General features: G+C 51.4%; 13 protein-coding genes and 2 tRNA genes. 5 read left to right on the top strand and 10 right to left on the bottom strand.

All coding sequences use genetic code 11. The annotated features are described in order from the left end of the window. Window positions 1-7 precede the first annotated feature (7 nt). Window positions 8-241 (bottom strand): YecH family metal-binding protein, encoded by a 234-nt coding sequence (locus H164_RS0111240; protein ID WP_019968708.1) that lies wholly within the window; start codon window positions 239-241, stop codon window positions 8-10. 306 nt (window positions 242-547) lie between these two features. On the opposite strand from H164_RS0111240, the gene H164_RS0111235 reads away from it, so the two are divergent. From H164_RS0111235 to H164_RS15600, 5 genes are all read left to right on the top strand, one after another. Continuing rightward, window positions 548-868 (top strand): hypothetical protein, encoded by a 321-nt coding sequence (locus H164_RS0111235; protein ID WP_019968707.1) that lies wholly within the window; start codon window positions 548-550, stop codon window positions 866-868. Between the two features lie 131 nt (window positions 869-999). Continuing rightward, the gene (locus H164_RS0111230) at window positions 1,000-3,114 is read left to right on the top strand and encodes a TonB-dependent receptor (protein WP_019968706.1); all 2,115 of its coding nucleotides are present in this window, start codon (window positions 1,000-1,002) and stop codon (window positions 3,112-3,114) included. 15 nt (window positions 3,115-3,129) lie between these two features. Further along, on the top strand, window positions 3,130-4,770 hold the full coding sequence (locus H164_RS0111225; protein WP_019968705.1) for a hypothetical protein: 1,641 nt from the start codon (window positions 3,130-3,132) through the stop codon (window positions 4,768-4,770). A gap of 197 nt (window positions 4,771-4,967) precedes the next feature. Further along, window positions 4,968-6,614, top strand: a complete 1,647-nt coding sequence (locus tag H164_RS0111220) for a glycoside hydrolase family 43 protein (protein WP_019968704.1) — start codon at window positions 4,968-4,970, stop codon at window positions 6,612-6,614. A 139-nt stretch (window positions 6,615-6,753) separates the two neighbouring features. Further along, complete coding sequence (locus H164_RS15600) at window positions 6,754-6,987, top strand: hypothetical protein (RefSeq protein WP_154652153.1); 234 nt, start codon at window positions 6,754-6,756, stop codon at window positions 6,985-6,987. 216 nt (window positions 6,988-7,203) lie between these two features. On the opposite strand, the gene H164_RS0111215 is transcribed toward H164_RS15600, so the two are convergent. The 9 genes from H164_RS0111215 to H164_RS0111175 all read right to left on the bottom strand — a co-directional run bounded on the left by H164_RS0111215 (window position 7,204) and on the right by H164_RS0111175 (window position 19,498). Continuing rightward, window positions 7,204-8,745 (bottom strand): YifB family Mg chelatase-like AAA ATPase, encoded by a 1,542-nt coding sequence (locus H164_RS0111215; RefSeq protein ID WP_019968703.1) that lies wholly within the window; start codon window positions 8,743-8,745, stop codon window positions 7,204-7,206. 48 nt (window positions 8,746-8,793) lie between these two features. Further along, window positions 8,794-9,786 (bottom strand): DUF4369 domain-containing protein, encoded by a 993-nt coding sequence (locus H164_RS0111210; protein WP_019968702.1) that lies wholly within the window; start codon window positions 9,784-9,786, stop codon window positions 8,794-8,796. Beyond that, entirely contained in the window at window positions 9,783-11,456 is a 1,674-nt protein-coding gene (locus tag H164_RS0111205; RefSeq protein WP_019968701.1) for a tetratricopeptide repeat protein, read from the bottom strand. Before H164_RS0111205 ends, H164_RS0111210 begins: the two co-directional genes overlap by 4 nt. Before the next feature lie 26 nt (window positions 11,457-11,482). Further along, window positions 11,483-11,568 (bottom strand) — tRNA-Leu (locus tag H164_RS0111200). 23 nt (window positions 11,569-11,591) lie between these two features. Then, a tRNA-Gly gene (locus H164_RS0111195) sits at window positions 11,592-11,664 on the bottom strand. A 689-nt stretch (window positions 11,665-12,353) separates the two neighbouring features. After that, window positions 12,354-13,475: a DUF5115 domain-containing protein gene (locus tag H164_RS0111190; protein ID WP_019968700.1), complete on the bottom strand. Its 1,122-nt coding sequence runs from the start codon at window positions 13,473-13,475 to the stop codon at window positions 12,354-12,356. Window positions 13,476-13,537: 62 nt separating this feature from the next. Then, entirely contained in the window at window positions 13,538-14,746 is a 1,209-nt protein-coding gene (locus H164_RS0111185; RefSeq protein WP_019968699.1) for a SusF/SusE family outer membrane protein, read from the bottom strand. Window positions 14,747-14,781: 35 nt separating this feature from the next. After that, a complete protein-coding gene (locus tag H164_RS0111180) occupies window positions 14,782-16,392 on the bottom strand; it encodes a RagB/SusD family nutrient uptake outer membrane protein (protein ID WP_025830203.1) in 1,611 nt (536 codons plus the stop codon). Between the two features lie 16 nt (window positions 16,393-16,408). After that, on the bottom strand, window positions 16,409-19,498 hold the full coding sequence (locus H164_RS0111175) for a SusC/RagA family TonB-linked outer membrane protein (RefSeq protein ID WP_019968697.1): 3,090 nt from the start codon (window positions 19,496-19,498) through the stop codon (window positions 16,409-16,411). Window positions 19,499-19,538 lie beyond the last annotated feature (40 nt).

The following is a 19,538-nucleotide window of genomic DNA, read 5'->3' as shown; positions in this document are numbered from 1 at the left end:
CGCAGCTTTAATGGTTACACATGCGCCCCAAATTCACCGTGAAACCTCCGTCAGGCGTGGACATGAACTTATCGCGATCGGCCAAGAAATTAACGAGTTCGGCAGCGTCAAGGTCCTCTGCAGAGCACGTGCAGAAGCGTTCTTCGGCCCCGAATTTGGCAATAATTGCATCAACAAGCTCCTGTTTTGAAGCGTAACTGTGTCCCTCCATCATGTGGAGAACTTCGTGTCCGTGTGTCATAATCTGTTTCTTTTAGATGTTATTATTGGGTGCAAAGATAGGAAAACGGCTCCCTATGAAGGGTAACATATGTGACGAAAGGGCGGGTTTTATTGTATTTTAACAGAAGAAAAGGGCGACATGGCTATTCAGTGATAGTAACATGGCCCTGCATTTCACCACCGCTGGACAGCCTGTTAACGCGCGTTAAATCTACTTATAAACTTAGAAAGCATGGTGAAAGATAGCATCTTTTTGCCTAATTTTACCGCGAATATATCGATTGCAACGTGATTTAGGCTATTGATATCAGGCATAAGGACAGAGATGAAAGCAAGACAAACGATAAAATGTATCTATGCTTGGACACTGATTGCAGTGTTCACATCGGTGCTTGCACTCAAAGCTGTCCATTTCCATGACACAAGTTACCACGGACAGGCAAAGGTTTCGGCCGGTCATCAGGCCTCCGTCGGACAGCTTTGTAGCGTCTGTGAATTCACGATGCACGAAGCCGCAGCGGTCAAGACCACCGTTTTTGTGCCCATTACTGTGGTGAAATGGGTCGTTCGTCCTACCAAATCCGAACAAATCGTTTATCAGACTGTTGCGTCCGTCAACAGCCATTCTCCCCCTACGGTGGGCTGATTCCCTTTTTATATAATAAGGTATAGGTGTGCACAGACGCAAGTGTGCGCAGTCATGCCGTAGCTTATAGGTGCCTTTTTCTACCGTTTTGTGGGTAGAAAAGGCGCAACAGAATTTCAAATTTACAAGATATGATGCTCAATTTTAAGTCAGGCATCCGTCGGCTGATACCCGTTTTCGGCGTATATATGGTCGGTTGTATGCCTATAGGGGCACAAGATATGAGCCCCAAAAAGCCCGTTCACGACTCCATTTGCCTGCATGAAGTCGTGGTAACCGCCCAACGTTCGGTGTTGGGAGCCAATCATGTGGGCAGTCAAATCGGCCAAACGGCCATCACGGGTGCCATGGGTCGCTCGCTTGGGTCACTGCTCGAAGGAGTCAGCGGCATGAGTTCTATCCAGACAGGTACGATAGTTTCGAAGCCCGTTATCCATGGAATGTATGGCAACCGCATTCTTATGGTGAGCAATGGGGCGCGACTTACGGGACAACAATGGGGGGCCGACCATGCCCCGGAGGTTGATAAGAACAGCTATAGCGATATAGAAGTGGTAAAAGGAGCAGAAGCTGTGAAGTATGGCTCAGAGGCTCTTGGCGGTATTATCCTCATGCAACAGTCGCCTTTGCCCTATGATAGCGGTCTACATGGCATGCTTTCGGCTCTCTATGGCACGAATGGAAGGCGTTTAGGTGCGTCGGGTTACGTTGAAAATTCATTCAAATGGCATGGCGATTGGGCATGGCGTTTGCATGCAAACACAGAGAACGGAGGTGACAGAAGCACTGCCCATTACCTGCTGAACAACACAGGTTTGCGCGAGAACGACCTCTCTTTGACGCTTGGTTACAGGCATCAGGCGTGGCGTTTTGAGGCCGGTTACAGTTTGTTTGCACAGAAACTGGGCGTCATGCAGAGTGCGCAGATGGGCAATGAACAGTTGCTCGAGGAGCGCATTAGGCTTGGTCGGCCCGTCTATTTTACCCCCTTCAGCCGGCACATCGGCTATCCTTTTCAGCAAATCAGCCATCAGACGGTTTTCTTCAAAGCCTTTTATGACCACCCGAACTTGGGGAATTTCTCTTGGCAATCGACCTTTCAGCAAGACGATCGCCGCGAAAACCGAATTCGACGCATGAACCATTCGGACATTCCGACGGTCAGTCTGCACCTCCGTTCACTGCAAAATGCACTGACATGGAGCAAGGCTTACCGGCGATGGCTGAGTGAAGCAGGTGCTCAACTCCTTGCCACCGACAACCATAATGAGCGCGGAACGGGTGTGGTGCCTATCATTCCCAATTACACAGAGGTGGCTTTTGGGCTCTATGCTTTGCAGAAATACACGGCCGACCGCTGGGGATTGGAAGGCGGAATGCGCCTCGATGGCCAGCAGACCAAGGCCGATGGCTATGATTGGACGGGCACACGATATGGCGGAAAGCGCAACTTTACGAACTTCACTTACAGCATCGGGGGTCACTATCACATTGATTCTCACCTCAAACTTACATCACATTTCGGTGCAGCATGGCGTGCTCCGCATGTCTATGAGCTTTATAGTAACGGCAATGAACTAAGCTCTGGCATGTTTGTTAAGGGTGATTCAACGCTCCGATCTGAGCAGAGTTACAAGTGGATTACATCGATAAAGTATGCCGATAGTCGCTGTTCTGTACAGCTTGATGGCTATCTTCAGTGGATAAGGAACTATATTTATGACCAGCCAACGGGCAAGAATATCGTCGTGGTGTCGGGTGCCTATCCCGTGTTTCAGTACAGACAGACGCGCGCTTTCTTCCGAGGTATCGACTTGGATGCCCACATTCGGCCCGTTCCGTCGCTCGACTACCATCTTGTTTCGGCTATGATTTGGGCACAAGAGCAGTCTACCCATAACTATCTTCCTTACATTCCGAGTTTCCGACTGACCCACTCTTTGGCATGGTCGCTGCCGTTTTGCCGATCGCTGTCGCCAAGAATCAGCATCAGTCACCGCTATGTGGCCAAGCAGACGCGCTTTAATCCCGCTACGGATTTGGTTGCTTTCACGCCTGATGCCTACCATCTCGTGGGCTTCGAAGCCGATGTTTCGGTGCCTTTCAGCGAGGGACAATCGTTAAAAGTGAGCCTGATGGGCGACAACATCTTCAACCGCGAATACAAAGAATACACCAATCGCAGCCGCTATTACGCCCATGACATGGGGCGAGATATACGCTGTATCATTACATGGAACTTTTAATTAAAACATAAAACGATGAAAACAAAGAATTTTTTCAATGGCTTTTTGCTTGCCATGAGTGTTTTCCTGATAGGCATCATCGTGGGTTGCAACCCCGAACAGCCGGAAAATGAGAAGAACAACAAGTTGCACGAAGATCCCGTGCGGGCCGTCTTTACGTTGCAGGAAGGCACGCTTAATGGTGCCGGGAAGTTTGATGCAACGCCGAAGATGGCTGATTTCAAGGCCTCGGCTGCCCCTGCACAGGTGATAGAATGGCAGACGACGGCCGGCAAGGGCTGGCACGTAACGAGTCCGACGACGGCATTCAATGTGAAGAACAGCGTGGACAACCCTTCCACGGTCTACCTTTTAAAAATGGAATACTACAACGACAAGGGCGAAATGATGAACAGTCAGTTCTTCAACCTCGGTCAGGATAAGATCCATCAGCACTTCTTTCAGATGTACAAACAGGTGGAATACGAAGGCAAGATGAGCTCCGTCCGTGTCACAGACAAGGCAGAATTGCCCTATGACTACCGCTATGCCGACGAGTTGAACGGCAGTTTTATCGGCGAAACCAACCCGATGGGCTTCCAAGGGTTCATTAAATTCGTGAAGCCGGGCCGTCGTTTTGAACTCTCAGTAGACCTGCTTCACGCCGCTGAAAGCAAGTTCGGAGCCGACGGAAAGCCTTCTCCTTTCTACAATCCTGCACCAAAATTGGTCAGCACGGGGCAGTGGGACATCAACGTAAAGCTGCCCATTGTAATTGATGGTCAAGCAGAAGGCAACGAAGGGCTCGATGCTTCGCTCTTCAAACCGGCCAAAGCTGTGATCGAAATCTACAACGGACACCTGCACGGACCGCGTGCCTTCCATCAGAACCCCACGCCGAAAGAGCTCAAATATATGGGAAAGAACTACAAACTGACCTACACTTTGGAAGGCGGGAAGTGGGTTGCTGACGCGCAAAATGCCCCATGTGTCAACCTTATGGGCAGTGACCAAGACCATTATGTGTCGGCTTTCGTCATTCATTATTACGACAAATCGGGTAACGATATCACCTCGCAAATCGCCGAAAATGGCGAAGATCGGCACTATCAACACTTCTTCCTTGTCGACAATATCCGTCCTTCATACGGCGGAAAGAAGGAAGATACCGACAAGAACTCTACCGCATTCTTCAACTATCTCTACTGCGATACGAGCCCATGGAACAAGACCAACCATTTCGACGGGGCCAAATTCACAGGCGAAAAGAATCCCATCGGCGTGAAAGGTTACTTCAAGTTCCTGCGCACCCACAAGCGTTTCGACCTTGAAATCTGCCTGATGCGTGCCCGATGCTCCAAGTTCATAGACGACAAGGCAAGCGGTTTCTGCGAACCAACCAGCCGACAATGGAACGACGAAGCATGGATGCCGACCATCAAAGTGCCGATGAATATCTACATGGACAGCGACGAACGCGAACTCGAATCCAAGGTTTTGGAGGCCGACCTGACTAAAATCAGCAATGACGAGAAGGACTATTCGCAGAAAGATTTGGTGTCCATTCGCTCGTTGATGGAGGCTTTCGGCTTGAAAGACATCAAGACTGCCGTCCTTGAATTCTGGTGGAACCTGCACGGAGAGAGTAAACACAGCGACGCCGGCTTCTGGTTTTAGCGGAAACACCCCAGTCCCAACCCCTCTAATACCCACTCCCTACCCTTCCCAAAGGGAGGGGAGCGGGGGCTTGCGGGGGTGAATGAACGGACAACCAACTGGGAATTCTTGACAAGCCATGCAAAGATTATAAGACAGAAAGCCATGGTCAGACGGCAGAAATTCCGTATATTTGCCTTTGAAAACCTAAAAAGCAAATGAAAAATAACCTCAAAAGCATCGTGTTCCTCATGCTATTAGCTTGCATGTCGGGTCATGCAGGGGCACAAAAACGGCCGTTCAAGACCGTCAAGCGACCTAAAATGAAGACCGAAACCACGCAAACCATCGACACGGCACACTTCTTCACGAACCCCGTATTGTGGACCGACGTGCCCGACCCAGACGTGATTCGCGTGGGAGATGACTTCTATATGGTGACTACCACGATGCACCTGATGCCCGGAGCGCCCATCATGCACTCGCGAGACCTTGTGAATTGGAAGACCATTGGCTATATCTTCGACCGCTTGACCGACTCTCCAAGGTACGACATGCAGGACGGTACCGTCTATGGGCGGGGGCAATGGGCCACTTCGCTCAAGTATCATGGCGGAAAGTTCTATGCACTTTTCTCGCCCAACGACAGTCCCGGAGGCGACACCTATATCTATAGTGCGACCCAACCCGAAGGGAAATGGACGCTCGTTTCACGCCTCCCCCACTTCCATGACGCCTCGCTTTTCTTCGACGATGACGGCCGTGCCTACGTTATTTACGCCACGGGAGAGCTGTGCGAGCTGACTTCCGACCTCAAAGGCGTGAAGGAAGGCTCTCACGCTAAGCTTTTCGAGCGCGACAAAGAGGAGAACGGACTCTTGGAAGGCAGCCGAATGGTGAAGCACAATGGGCAATACTATCTGCTCATGATCTCGTGGATAGCGGGCCATCCACGCCGCGAAGTGTGCTACAGGGCCTCGAATATCCACGGTCCTTATGAGAAACGGGTCATCTTAGAGACCGATTTCGACGGCTTCGGAGGCGTAGGTCAGGGCACAATCATAGACACTAAAGACGGCCGTTGGTATGGTTTAATCTTCCAAGACCGCGGGGGAATAGGTCGCGTTCTGACCCTCGAAGACTGCCAATGGAGCGACGGTTGGCCCATGTTGGGCGATGAACAAGGACGCGTGCCCAAGGTGATGCGCAAGCCCATTCAAGGATATCCCGCCACAAGCATCGTGAGCAGCGACGACTTCAACGGCCGAATGAGCCTCGACTGGCAGTGGAACCACAACCCCATCGACACGGCTTGGACGCTGACCGAACGGCCGGGGTGGTTGCGACTCAAGACAAGTCGCATCGTCGACGACCTCTATGAAGCGCCGAACACGCTGTCGCAACGCCTCATGGGGCCCGTGAGCGATGGCTATGTGCGCATGGACGTGAGCCACATGAAGCCGGGCGACCGGGCAGGGATAGCCGCCTTCAACGGCGATTCGGGTGTGCTCACGGTCTATTGTGCGGACAAAACAAAGCACCTTATGCTGACAGACGAAAGCGTTCAACTGAGTGAAGACACTAAGACTGTTACGGGCATCGATTGTAAGTTCGTGCTCAAAGAGCCAATCCCCGTCAAATCAAACATCATCTACCTGCGCATGACGGCCGACTTTGTGAAAGGTCGCGATACGGCCCGCTTCTTCTACAGCTTCGACGGCCGAAGATGGCAGCCTGTCGGTGATAATTACAAGATGCGGTTCGACTATCGTCGCTTCTTCATGGGCACGCGTTTCGCCATCTTCAACTATGCCACGGAGGAGAAGGGTGGCTGGGTGGACATCGACGCCTACCGAATGAGATGAGGAAAAAGCTGCGCCGGGCACGGAATATACTTCCGTAGAGTACAACTTATACTTTCGTGGGGCACAACTTATACTTCCGTAGTGCACAACTTATACTTCCGTCAAAACCGATATCCGGTCATCTTCCCACAAAACGCCATTGAAAGCAAGCCTCGTTCTGCCCATCATCGGCCGCTCAAGCGACAAAGTCATACGCGGTCGGCTGGACCAAAGCAAGGCATATCATTGGAGGAGGCGCACAAACCGTGCGTCTCCTCCGTCCTTTTTGAGCGAGCGAGCCGACCGAAATGAGGACCTCCGTTTGCCAACCATGAGCGCCTTGCACATGATGGCTACGGACAAGCAGAACTCCTCTCGCAATCCTCGCTCTTGATAAACGTAGTTTTCACCCTCGATATATAAGGCATATCGAATTATCTACCCGATGATAAATATTTCTCATCGGGTAGAGACGAATTTCTCTTCGGGTAGATAAATATTTATCATCGGGTAGATAATTCGCAAACCCTTATATAAAGGCAATGAACATCATTCGTGGAGGCGCGGTGTTTCCTGCCTTTTGGTTGGCTTGTTGCAAGCCCGAGTGTCCCTATCTTTCAGCCCAATCGCCCCTATCCAGCTGACGATAGCTGATGGCCTCGGCCAAATGGTCGGACGTGACGGCAGGAGAAGCGGCCAAATCTGCAATGGTTCGGGCCACTTTCAGAATGCGACTGTAGGCCCGGGCCGACAAGGATAGGCGCTCCATGGCCATACGCAACATGGCAATGCCGGCCTCATCGGGTTCGGCATACGTGTGAATCATGCGCTCGGACATCTGGGCATTGCAGTGAACGGCCTTGACGTTGCGGAACCGTTCGGTCTGGATTTCACGTGCACGAATGACACGTTGGCGGATAGCCTCGCTCGGTTCGCCCGGCGAAACCTTGCTGATATCCTTGAAAGGTACGGGAGTTATCTCGCATTGAATGTCGATACGGTCGAGCAACGGACCTGAAATCTTGTTCATATAGTGCTGGATTTGGCCCGGTGTACAGACGCAATGGTGAGTCGGGTCGCCGTAATATCCGCACGGACAAGGGTTCATACTGGCCACGAACATGAATGAACAAGGGAACTCAATGTTGTATTTTGCGCGGCTGATTGTAATCTTTCTGTCTTCCAACGGCTGCCGAAGTACCTCCAAAGTGTGCTTGTTGAACTCGGGAAGTTCGTCGCAGAAGAGCACGCCGTTGTGGGCCAATGATATCTCACCCGGCATGGGATTGGCACCTCCGCCCACGAGTGCGACCTCGGAAATCGTGTGATGTGGCGAGCGGAAAGGGCGTTGGTTGATGAGCGAAGTGCCCGTGCCCAACTTGCCGGCAATGCTGTGTATCTGGGTGGTTTCAAGGCTTTCGGAGAGCGAAAGGGGCGGAAGTATCGAGGGAAGTCGCTTGGCCATCATCGATTTTCCGCTGCCCGGAGGTCCCACCATGATGAGGTTATGCCCGCCGGCGGCTGCAACTTCGAGTGCACGCTTCACGTTTTCCTGCCCTCGGACATCGCTGAAGTCGAAGTCGAACAGTGTCTGCTGCTCGTAAAACTCCTTTCGCGTGTCGATAACCACGGGTGCAAAGGCCTCCGTTCCCGTGAGGAACTTGATGACATCGACAATGCTTTCCATGCCATAGACCTCGAGATTGTTCACCACGGCCGCCTCTCTGACGTTGTCTTTCGGCACAATCAGTCCCTTGAAATGCTCGGCCCGCGCCTTGATGGCAATGGGAAGGGCGCCTTTGACGGGCTGCAACCGACCGTCAAGCCCCAGCTCTCCGACCATCATATAGCGGTCAAGACCGTCTGCCTGTATGCTTCCTCCGGCAGAAAGCAGGGCAATTGCCAACGGAAGGTCAAAGCTGCTGCCCTCCTTTTTCAGGTCGGCCGGTGCCATGTTCACGGTGATATCGGCCTTCGGAAACTTGTAACCGCAGTACAAAAGGGCTGCGGCAATGCGGTCACGGCCCTCTTGTACGGCTTTATCCCCCAGTCCCGTGAGGTGGTAAACCACGCCGGGATTCATGCTTACCTCAATGGTAATGGTGGTCACTTCGAGTCCGTTTACGGCGGCACAATAGGTTTTTACGAGCATGGTATTCGTGGTTTAAGGTTGTTTTTCAGATCGGGAAGCAGTCTATTTTCAGTGCATCTTCTCCAATCGGTTCATCAGGTCGTCGGTCGAAAGGCCGCGGGCCACGACGCGTCCGTGCTGCAAAAGCAGGTTATCGGGCACGGCCGTAAGACCCAACTTGCGCACCAACGGACTCTCGAAGAGCCTTTCGTCGCAGACGATAGCCCAGTCGATGCCTCGGTTCTCGAGCCCTTTCAGGCACTCTTTGCGGTCGGCATCGAGGCAAATCCCCAGCACTTGGGGCTTTCCGTCGGCACTGTTAGCGCGGTCGTTCAGGCGTTGTTGCAGTTCAATACTTTCATAACTCCACGTGGCCCACGTGTAAACAACGGCCACGGGAGCCGAGGAAAGCGAGGCCGAAGAGACGTGCTTGCCGTTGACATCGGTGGCCGTGAATGCGGGAAGCGTGCCGAATGAGGCTTCCGTCAAGGGCTTTGTCTGAACCAAAAGCCGGTTCAGATAGGCATTGCGTGGCTGATGAGACTGCAGAGAAAGGAGCAAACGATAGGCTTGTTTGTAGTCGGGTTGCGGTTTACGCAGCAGATATTTGCTGACCAAATAGGGGCCGACGGGCGACTCGGCATGGTCGGAAACGAACAAACCCACATGCTTTTCAATCTCCGGAGGCGAGGCATTAGCTATCGCATGACGGAACTTCGTCATCAGTTCGTTGTCATCACTGCCCGTGATTTCAAGCTCTTTCAGATGCGAAGCGTCTCCCTTGATGTCGATGGATTTGCCGGGTTGGGCAAAAACGGGCTGTTCGGAGAAGTTCGGAAAGACCACCACGAGCAGGCATTCCCGCTCACATGGGATTTCATAAGAGAAGCGTCCGCCCTCCACTTTAATAGTATCCAAGCCTTCGATGCCCCCATCCGGGCTGTAAACATAAAACTCACCCTGATTTAAGTTCGTGAGTCTACCGTCTATTTCGAAGTGATGACGGTCGGTACCACAAGCAACTAAAATCAGCGTGAGTAGCAGTAAACAGAGTTTCTTCATCGATTTACCTTGGCAAATTCAAGGTCGTTCTTGGCATATTCGGCCAAAGACGGGTCCTTGCGCAGTGCATCTTTCAGATAGGTTGCGGCTGCATTGTTCTTTCCCTGCCGGGCATTGAGCACGGCAAAGAGGTAAAGCGTGAGTGCATTGGGGGCCTTGATGGCCTTCAATGTCTGCTCGGCAGCCGCGTAGTTCTTGTTGAGCAGCTGTGCCAAGGCCGCACTGTTGTTGTTGTTATAAAGCTCGTCCGTAGCGTTGGCATAGTTGCCTCGGGCGATATTCAAGTTGCCAAGGATCTCATCAAAGCCGTTAGCTTCGGTGGCATCTGCCAATGCATGCTCGGCTTTGTCAACCTGTCCGTGAGTCAAGAAGATGTAAGCTTTGTTGGCATAAGCCTCAGGTGCCTTGCGATTGACCCGCAAAGCCTTTTCCAAATAGGCGTTGGCCGTAGCCTCATCGCCTTGGTTCAGTGCCAATGCGGCAAGGTTGTTGTAGGCCCGATAGTCCTTGTTATAAAGTTCGGTTGCCTTCTGATAGATGCCTTTCTTGGCCTTTACGTCATTCGTGAGCGATGCTGCATAGAGCAATTCTTCAAGACTCAGCTTCGCAGGGTCGGCTGCATACTGCTGCTGAATTTGCTCATCGCTGCGACCAACTACCTGATAATTGATGATCAGACGGCTGCGACGGAGTTCCGGAAGAATGCCATCAGCCAACTCACGGAAGGCTTCGCTCATGTTACGGATTTGCTGTTCGCGCTCCTGCGGGTCTTTATACATCGACAATACACGCAGGATAACGTCCTTATCCTGAATGTTGCTGGCCTTAACCAGCTTCATAAAGCCTTCCCAGTCCTGTGCCGTATAGTGGGCATCGATGTCGGTTTTGAGCTTTGTTCCCTTGAGTTGCTGTTTCACATAGCCCTCACTGACGTCCTGACGCTTGCCGGCCAACTTGTCATTAAAGGCGAAACCGCCTTCCGGAGAAGCGTAGGCTTGCACCTCAACATTCTTGATAGCCAGCTTTTCGCGGTCGGCATTGATGCGCTTGAGCATGCTGACGAACTCCTGCACACTGTTGTTTTTGAGTTCGCTGCTGCGCAGATTGGCTTGGTTGATGAGGAACTTCACGTTGGCCTCTTGCTTCTTATCGATCACTCTTTGGAACGAATCGAGGGCCAAACAAGCTCCTTCATGCCGGATAGCCTCGCGATAAAGCTCGGCAGTGGCAATCACTCCCGTAGCCACTTTGACCGCGGGCACCTCGACTTTCGACTTACCGAGATAGGCGTCGAAGGCCAGATACATGTCGCTCTTCTGCATTGCGGGCACGTAATCGAACGTGGTTTTCATCGTATAACGGCCACCGAGACGATAGGAAATGGTTTTGTTGTTGCCCATAACCTTTTCACCTTGGAAGGTCATGGGCTGCCCCTTGGCCACTTGTCCGCCCGCATAGTGGAGTTCGGGCACCACGGTAACCGTGGCTTTCTTGTTCATGTATTTCTCGGGGAACTGACCTTCAACGGTAGCCGTGACCTTTCCGCCGGTCACCTCAAGCGGATTGGGCGTAACGGAAAAGTTATCGGCAGACAGTTTGCCTAATTTCGAGCACGATGTCATCAGAAACAACGAGCAACCGAATAGCGTAAGAATGTGGTTTGTGCGCATAAGTGTGAATTAAATTAAAGGAAATGTGCCGCGAGCGGGACTCGAACCCGCACAGCCATTACTGGCCAAGGGATTTTAAGTCCCTCGTGTCTACCAATTCCACCATTGCGGCTTGGGTGCTAAATGATTGAAATGAGCGGAAAACGGGACTCGGACCCGCGACCCCGACCTTGGCAAGGTCGTGCTCTACCAACTGAGCTATTCCCGCAAAGCATGTGATGCAAAGGTAAAAGTAAATATCCGAACAACCAAACATTTGAGTTCTTTTATTCTTGAAAAAATGTCAAAAGGAGCCGTTATCATGGATATTTCCCGCCAAACGAAGTGATGTATTCCGCAAAAACGGGTGGCGTGTGTTGGAAATGTAGGAACGCACGGCTCGTACGTCCGCTCAACATGGTTGACAAGCAGGCGGGGTTACGAGTGGACAAGTGGGCAGTAAACGATTGTAAACGGGCCGCTTCTCAATTCCATTCAAGAGCTATTGAAAATCAACTACTTGCACCCAGCTTTCCAATCTCAGCCATATTGCCGTGCAATATGGCCCATTTTAGCGTCCAATCTCACCCATTTTACCGCACAATATGGCTGAGATTGGAGAGTAGGGACGCACGGCTCGTGCGTCCGCTCAACACGGTTGACACGTAAGATGAGTGAACAAGGGGACGAGTGGAGGACAATCAACCGGAAAACAGGCCATTGGAGCGGACGCACGAGCCGTGCGTCCCTACATACCACGCAACAATTAATTTGTCAAATCCGTTTATTTGTTAACGAAAACCATAACAGAAGCGGACGCATGCGTCGTACGTCCCTACTTTTATCTATGCAAAACGGTCCTCGGAAAGTAGTTCCGAGGACCGTTCAAGCTTGGTTTAACGGCTTATCAGGCCGTGGTTATTTCTTCGTGAAAACCACTTTGCAGGCTCCTTCATAAGAAAGGGTGAGCTGAACTTTGTAGGTTCCGGCCGCAACATTGAGGTTTTTACCGTTATTGGACGTCAAGTCATCAAACGCTTCTGGGCTGTCATTGCCGCCCCAAGAGAGGCTCCAATCGTGGTTGGCCCGCAGTTTCAGCGCGCCACTCTTGCCAAGTTGCACGTTATCGCGCTCCCAAACACCGGTCGAAACATTGTAAGTAAGGTCGATATCCGTGCTCCATCCGTCGTTACTGAAGTCGCCGATGAGCGACACTGTGTTGATTTTCGTGAGCGAATATGTGCCTTTTTCCGCGCCTTTCTCCAGCACAATGTTCATTTTGTAGAACCCTGCTCCGGGGTTGGGGCAGCTTGTTCCCGACGCATTGTCGGCAATCTTGCCGGGCGAAACATACTCAAGGTCGTTGCTATTATTGGCTGCATTGGGACGGAATTTGAATGCTCCGTTGAGATAAGCATAGCCTTCAAAGTTGCCATCGAAGTCGGGACCGCGCAGTGCATGCGCCGTGTTCCAACCGCTTTCGGCCCCGATTTCATAGAAGAATTCAGGGAATGCGTTCTTCACCAGATTGATTTTGCAGGTGATGTCGGCCGTTTTCGTGAAGCTTTCTCCCTCGACTACGCGGATGGTATCGGCCACCGTGACGGGCACATCGCGCACAACATCGCTCTTACCATACAGGGCGATGACGGCAGTTTTCAGGTCATTGGCACTCACTTTGCCCGCGGCATTGGCCTCAATCACGCGCTGTTTGGTCTTTGCGGCATTGTGAATAGTGGCCGCCAAACGCTGAACAGCAACGGCAGAAGAGGCCGTTATGGAAGGCTTGAACTCTTGGTTGCGGCTCTGATAGCCGCGGGATTTCTGTGCAGAAGAGGCCGTTATGGAGGGCTTGAACAGCTGAACGGAGTCGCTCTTTACGCTGTTATAGTCGATAGCGGCAGCCGCAGTGGCAGCAAACGAGACCGTTCTTGCGGGCTCTTGCGGGTTGGACTGCGGTGCAGCCCAGTCGGTATAATCGTCGGAACAAGCCGTCAGTGCAGTCACGGCCAGCCCCATCAAGACAAATGTTTTTTTCATATTCGGATGCTATTTGGCCGGGGAAGCGGCAAAGGTTGCCCTCCCCCGACGTTTGATAAAACTTATTTCAAGAAATAATATTGCCCGGTGATATCGTTGAAGAATACGGTATATTTGCCCGGTTCGACGACCGTGATGCGTGCGGTGCCGCCTTTCACGCCCGTTCCATAGGGGAAGTCGCTCGCACTCCACGTGTCGGTCAGTGCCCCGTTGGCTGCAAATTGCAACTGATGGCCTGTGTCCAACGTGACAGTTGCCGTCCAATCGTGGTTCTCAACGCCTGCGGCCGTGGTGCATTTCTTCATAAAATTGGCCGTCGGATCCCAGCCGCTGCCCGGCTGATAGCTGCCCGGCATAGCCATCTTTGCATAAAGAGGCATCGTTGTTGCAGTGAGTTTCTTAATCGTGCACGCGTGAGTTTTGGTGTTCAACGTGATGGAATAGTAGCCAGCTTGGTCAATCTTGATGTTCCCGGGGTCGCTTCCTCCATCGCGATATTTGGTACCTAACGGTGAGCCATCGCTGCAAATGCCTTTGTCCCAGCTGCCAAGTTTCTCGATAATCTTGAATTCTGCGTTTGCAGGGAAGTAGCCTGTGTAGCCTATAGTGCCTGTTCCTGTGTTCACATCATACTCTTCTCCGGCCAGAGGAAGCAGTGGAATCATCGACACACCGACTGCATCTTCGCTATTACCCCATTTTCCGTTGGCGATACAATTACCCGTCATGTACCACAAAACGGGTGCATGGTCTTTCACTTCCACGTAATATGGAGCGACGGTGAGGGTGACAACGTTCGACGAAATGGTGTCTCCGGCATACGAAGCCACGCAGCGTGCATAGACTTTTTGGGTGGCAGGGACCTTCCCCTCTTCCCATTTTGCAATCATTTCAAGCCCCCGTGCAATCTTTGCGGCATTCACTTGGGCCTTGCAAATGTTGTAAACATCTTCGATGGTCGTGTAGTCTGCAATTGTTTTTCCGCTCTTATCGGCCCGTGCCTTCGTGGTGGAAACCTTCCAAGAGTTGTTCAATGAGAACTCGATCTGGTAGTTTGCCACGGCAGGGAAACCGTAATCGGGCTGCGACCACGAGAAGTTGATGGCCGAAGACGAGGCCAAATCGATGGTTGAAGACGCGTAGACAGGCGTGTTCAAACTGAATGTTGTCGGCGATTGTACCGTGGGATTCGAGTCACGGTCGTCGCTGCATGCGGCCAAAGCCAGCAGGCTAAACAACAACAAGACTGAAGATTTTATGATATTTTTCATTGTTCTGTCGTTTTATTCCTATTCAATCATGACATTTAATAGTCGGGGTTCTGCTTGATAGCACCCTTTACATAGGCCGAAGGAATGGCAAATATGTTCTTGCTTGCAGGGAAATTGCGTCCCTCTTTGATGCCTCCTTTGTAGCTCCAGTTGTAGTTTACATCGCCACCGAAGCGTCCGAAGCGAATCAAAGTGGGCCTGCGGATACCTTCGAAGTAGAACTCCCGGCTCCATTCGTCGCACAAATCGGAGAGCGTGTAGCTTGTCTTTGTCTCGGCATTGGCACGTGCACGCAGGGTATTCACGGCTGCAATACCGTCAGGAGTCAGTCGGTTTCCGTTGCTGCGAGCTGTTGCTTCAGCATAAATAAGATAGGCTTCGGCCTTTCTGAAGAAGAAGAAATCGGCATCGGAGAAGGTCAAATCGTGGCCAGCGGAGCCGTCGGTCTTGAAGTTAACGAACTTGGCTGTAGCGAAACCATCAGTGAATTTGCCGTTAACTCCCTTTCCGTTGTCGAGCGTTCTGTCTTTTCCGTCGAAGATGGCACGGTCATCATGGGCCGCAGCTGGCATGTCTGTGCAGGCCAAATTGGGTGCATCGTTGTTGGGAAAGAAGCGTTTCAGCAAGTCAGTACGGCAGCGATTGCCACCCCAGTTCTGTCCGCTCAGTCCGTTAACAGCACTTGCGTCGTGGCGATTGGCGTGCATATTGTCATCGAAAGCAGACGCCGTCAGGAAGGTTGTCGTGCCCCATGAGGTGGTGGTCAGACCGTCTTGCAGGACAGAGAAGATGCTTTCATAGGCTGCATCAGTCTCTCCATTGTCGCCCATGAACAGCATTTGATAGGCACTCCAGCCGTTTTTGCCAACCGTGTTGAGCCGATAAGGAGAGTCCATCACCTTCTTTGCATACTCGGCAGCCTTGGCCCATTGCGGCGTTCCGGTGTAAACTTGAGCGTTCAAGTATAGCCGTGCGAGCAGCATCCACGCTGCAGCCTTGTCAACCCGCCCGTAGTTAGCGTCGGAAGACTTCTTGGGTTGTGCGGCCGAAAGGGCCGGTTCGATAGCAAGGAGTTCCTTAACTATCCAGTCGTAAGCCTCTGCACGCGTCTTCATCGTAGGCGTTGTGAGGGTTTCGGCAAATGGAATATTCCCGAAAGCATCCATCAACAGATAGTATTCCAAGGCGCGGACAAAGCGTATTTCGGCTGTCATGGCAGCATTATAATCGCTTTCTTTGGCCAGATAGTCGTTGCAATAGGTGATTCCGGTGGTTAAACGTGCGAAGTAACCATTGAGCATCGGGTGGCTGGCATCATAGGTATTATAGTCGAATTGCTCGACACCGGCATCGCTCCAGTGGCACATTGCCTCGTCGGTCGTCAGCTCATTGGAGTTCCACATCTGCCGGATAAACCCGGTGGTACCGCCATCTAAGCCATCGATATCACAGTCTCCGTTGGCTCCGCCATTGCCTGCAACACCGAGATTTGCATAACATTTATTGAAAAGTGCGGCTGCACTCACTTCCGGTTTGACGTTGGGATCGATGGGAGTAACGTCCAAATCGCCCACACAAGAGACCGTTATCCCTGACGAAAGCAACAGGATTGCCGAGGGAATGATATGTTTAAGATATTTATTCATGACTTTATTTTTAGGGTTAGAAGTTCAGGTTGACACCGAAAATCATTGAGAAAGCACGCGGATACATGTTATCATCATAGCCATTATAGACTTCGGGATCCAGTCCGTCGTACTTGGTTATGGTGAAGACATTGCTTGCCGTAGCATAAAGACGGCCGTTGATGCCTTTGTAGCTGCCTGTCTTAAAGAGGTTGAAGCTATATCCAAGGGTGATATTATCGCATTTCAGGAAGCTTGCATTCTTCACCCAGTAGTCGGTAACGGTGTTTTTGGTGTCGTCGGTGATGAAACCGCGTGCCACAGCAGCCGAAGTTGTGTTGACCAATCGGCTTTGTGACCAGATACCATTGGCGCTTACATTCTTGAAACTCTGTGCAACGCCGTTGTAAACATAGTTTCCGATGCTGGCACGCAGACCGAAGCCGAGGTCCCATCTCTTGTATTCAAGGCGTGAAGACAAGCCCATGATGACCGGAGCCGCAGGGCTCTTGTAGAAGTATCTGTCGGCATCGGTGATTTTTCCGTCACGGTTTCGGTCGACAACTGCGCCCTCGATGGGGTTCCCGTTCTTGTCATACACCTGCTGATAGACATAGAATGAGTTGGCCGGATGGCCCACTTGATTGTATTCAAGGTTCTTGTCCGTACCTATTTTTATGTCGGTATTGGGCACAGGAGAGCCGTCGCTGCTCACTCCGGACAGGTTGGTTATCTTGTTCTTGTTGTAAGTTAGGTTGTAATCCAAGGTCCAAAACCAGTCCTTTGTCTGTATGGCTTTCCAGCTAACCGTGGCTTCGAAGCCCGTATTCGACAGGTCGCCGATGTTCTGCCAAGCCTGATTTCGGAAGGAAGACAGCACCATCACGGGGGCATAGTTCAGCAAATCGGTCGTCTTTCTGTAGTACCAATCCAACGTACCGCTTAGCCTTTGGTCCATAATGCCCCAGTCAATGCCGACGTTATACGTTGTGGTTGTCTCCCATTTCAGGTCGGGTGTGAAGTTATTTGGACGGTAAAGAGTACCGTCACCCACCAACGGATAGAAGCTATCTGTGCCCGTATTGATCGAGTAAGTGGGTATCCAAGCATAGTCACTCTTTACATCTTGCTGACCGGTTTTACCCCAACCCAATCGCAATTTAAGGTCGGACAGCCAGCTTGCCGGCTTCAACCAATTCTCTTGATTGACCTTCCATGCAAACGCAAACGACGGGAATACGGACCAATGGTCTTTGAATCGCGACGAACCATCATCGCGAACGGTGGCCGTTATGTAGTAACGATCCATCAAACTCCAGTTGGCTCTGCCGAAGAAAGACACCAGATAGTTCTCTGTTGCAAACTCATAAGGCGTGTGAGGACGGGCAGTATTGCGCAGTGGTTTACCGTTCTTATCGTTCGTTGTGATGGTCGATGAGTAGTAACCGATGTAATCGTTGTCTTTGGTATTATAGAAATGCTGCCACTCATAGCCGCCCATGATGTCGAAATGGTTCTTGAGTTTATCGTTAAAATCATGGAAATATTGGGCATACATGCTCAAAGAGAGGTTGCGCTTCAAGATAGTTTCATAGCCATAACTACCGTAATAGATGAATTGAGGCGATGCCGGAGAAGCGTTTCTGTGCTGTGTTCCCTTTGCAACGTCGGCTCCTAAGGTGGCATGCAAGTGCAAGTCTTCGAAGCCATGTACCTTATAATCAATGTCAGCGCTACCGATAAACTCGCGGCTATAAGCACTTTCTCGGCGCGTATTCAGCACGGCAAGCGGGTTCATCAGCTGGCCGGTACTGTTGAAAGAGAATGGCCAAGCATCTTTATCGTCGTCGATTCCACTCGTTGTCCACTCGAAATAGCCACCGAAGTTATTCAATGTCTTTGCCATATCGTTGCCAAATAGCGCACGATGATAGGCTGATGTGTAGCGATAAGGGTCTTGCGTCGGATCCATTCTGACCGCGTTGGAGATGGCAGCCTTGTCGGCAAACACGCTATGGGCATACATTCCCTTACCATTAAGGTTCAATGTCAGGTGGTCATTCAGGAAAGACGGGTTCAGGTTTACGGCTCCTGTGACACGTTCAAAACTTGATGTCTTAACGATACCTTGCTGCTTGGTGTAGCCAACCGACACGCGATAGGGCACGTCAAAGGCCGAACCTGACACCGTGACATTGTGGTCATGGCCCAAACCGGTGCGCAAAATCTCCTTTTGCCAATCGGTGTTTGCCGTGCCAAGCGCCTTATATGGGTCGCTGTTTTCGCCGAATAGATTGCGCACAAACGTGCGGTATTCATCGGCTTCCATCACGTCTAAGGTCTTCTTATGGGTGCTCAAGGTGAAGTTCCCGCTGTAGGAAACCTGCGGAGCCTGCCCTTTCCGCCCCCTTTTCGTGGTGATAATGATAACACCATTCGAGCCACGCGAACCATAGATGGCCGTTGCCGATGCGTCTTTCAGCACATTGAAGCTCTCAATGTCCTGCGGGTTGATGCTTGAAAGGATATTCGAGACACCCTTCACACCCGTATTATCAATAGGAACATTGTCGATAACAATCAACGGATCGTTGGAAGCATTCAGCGAAGAGCCGCCACGAATGCGCATCGTTGCTGCTCCACCGGGCGTTCCGTCATTGCTGGTGACGCTCACACCGGCCACTTTTCCCGAGATCATGTCCTGCGGGTTCACCACGAGGCCCTTGTTCTTGCTGTCGGGTTTCAATGCCGACACAGAGCCGGTCAGGTCTGATTTCTTCGCAACACCATAGCCGATGACCACCACTTCGTTCAAGGTTTTGTTGTCATCTTCGAGAGTTATCGTAAGGTTTTCAGCCGCAGTCACTTTCTTAGGAGCCATTCCTACATAGGTAACTGTGATTTCTGTGCCTTTAGGAACATTGATTGTGTAGTTTCCATCGAGGTCGGTCACGCCCACAGGCTTACCATTTGCCATGATCGTGGCACCGATGATAGGCTCTCCGGAAGCATCTTTGACATGACCTTTGACAGTTCCTGACTGTGCAAAGACCGCTGCCGAAAGGAACAAACCACCAGCGATGGCCCAGCCCCTTAGCGGCAATTTGAATTTTACCTGCTTCATCATTTGCTTTGATTGTTAAGTTAACGTTAATATATTGGTTCAG

The sequence above is a fragment of the Segatella maculosa DSM 19339 = JCM 15638 genome, from assembly GCF_000382385.1.
Classification (GTDB): Bacteria; Bacteroidota; Bacteroidia; order Bacteroidales; family Bacteroidaceae; genus Prevotella; species Prevotella maculosa.
Note: the sequence above shows the minus strand (reverse complement) of the source record. Positions and strands in the feature narration are given on the sequence as shown.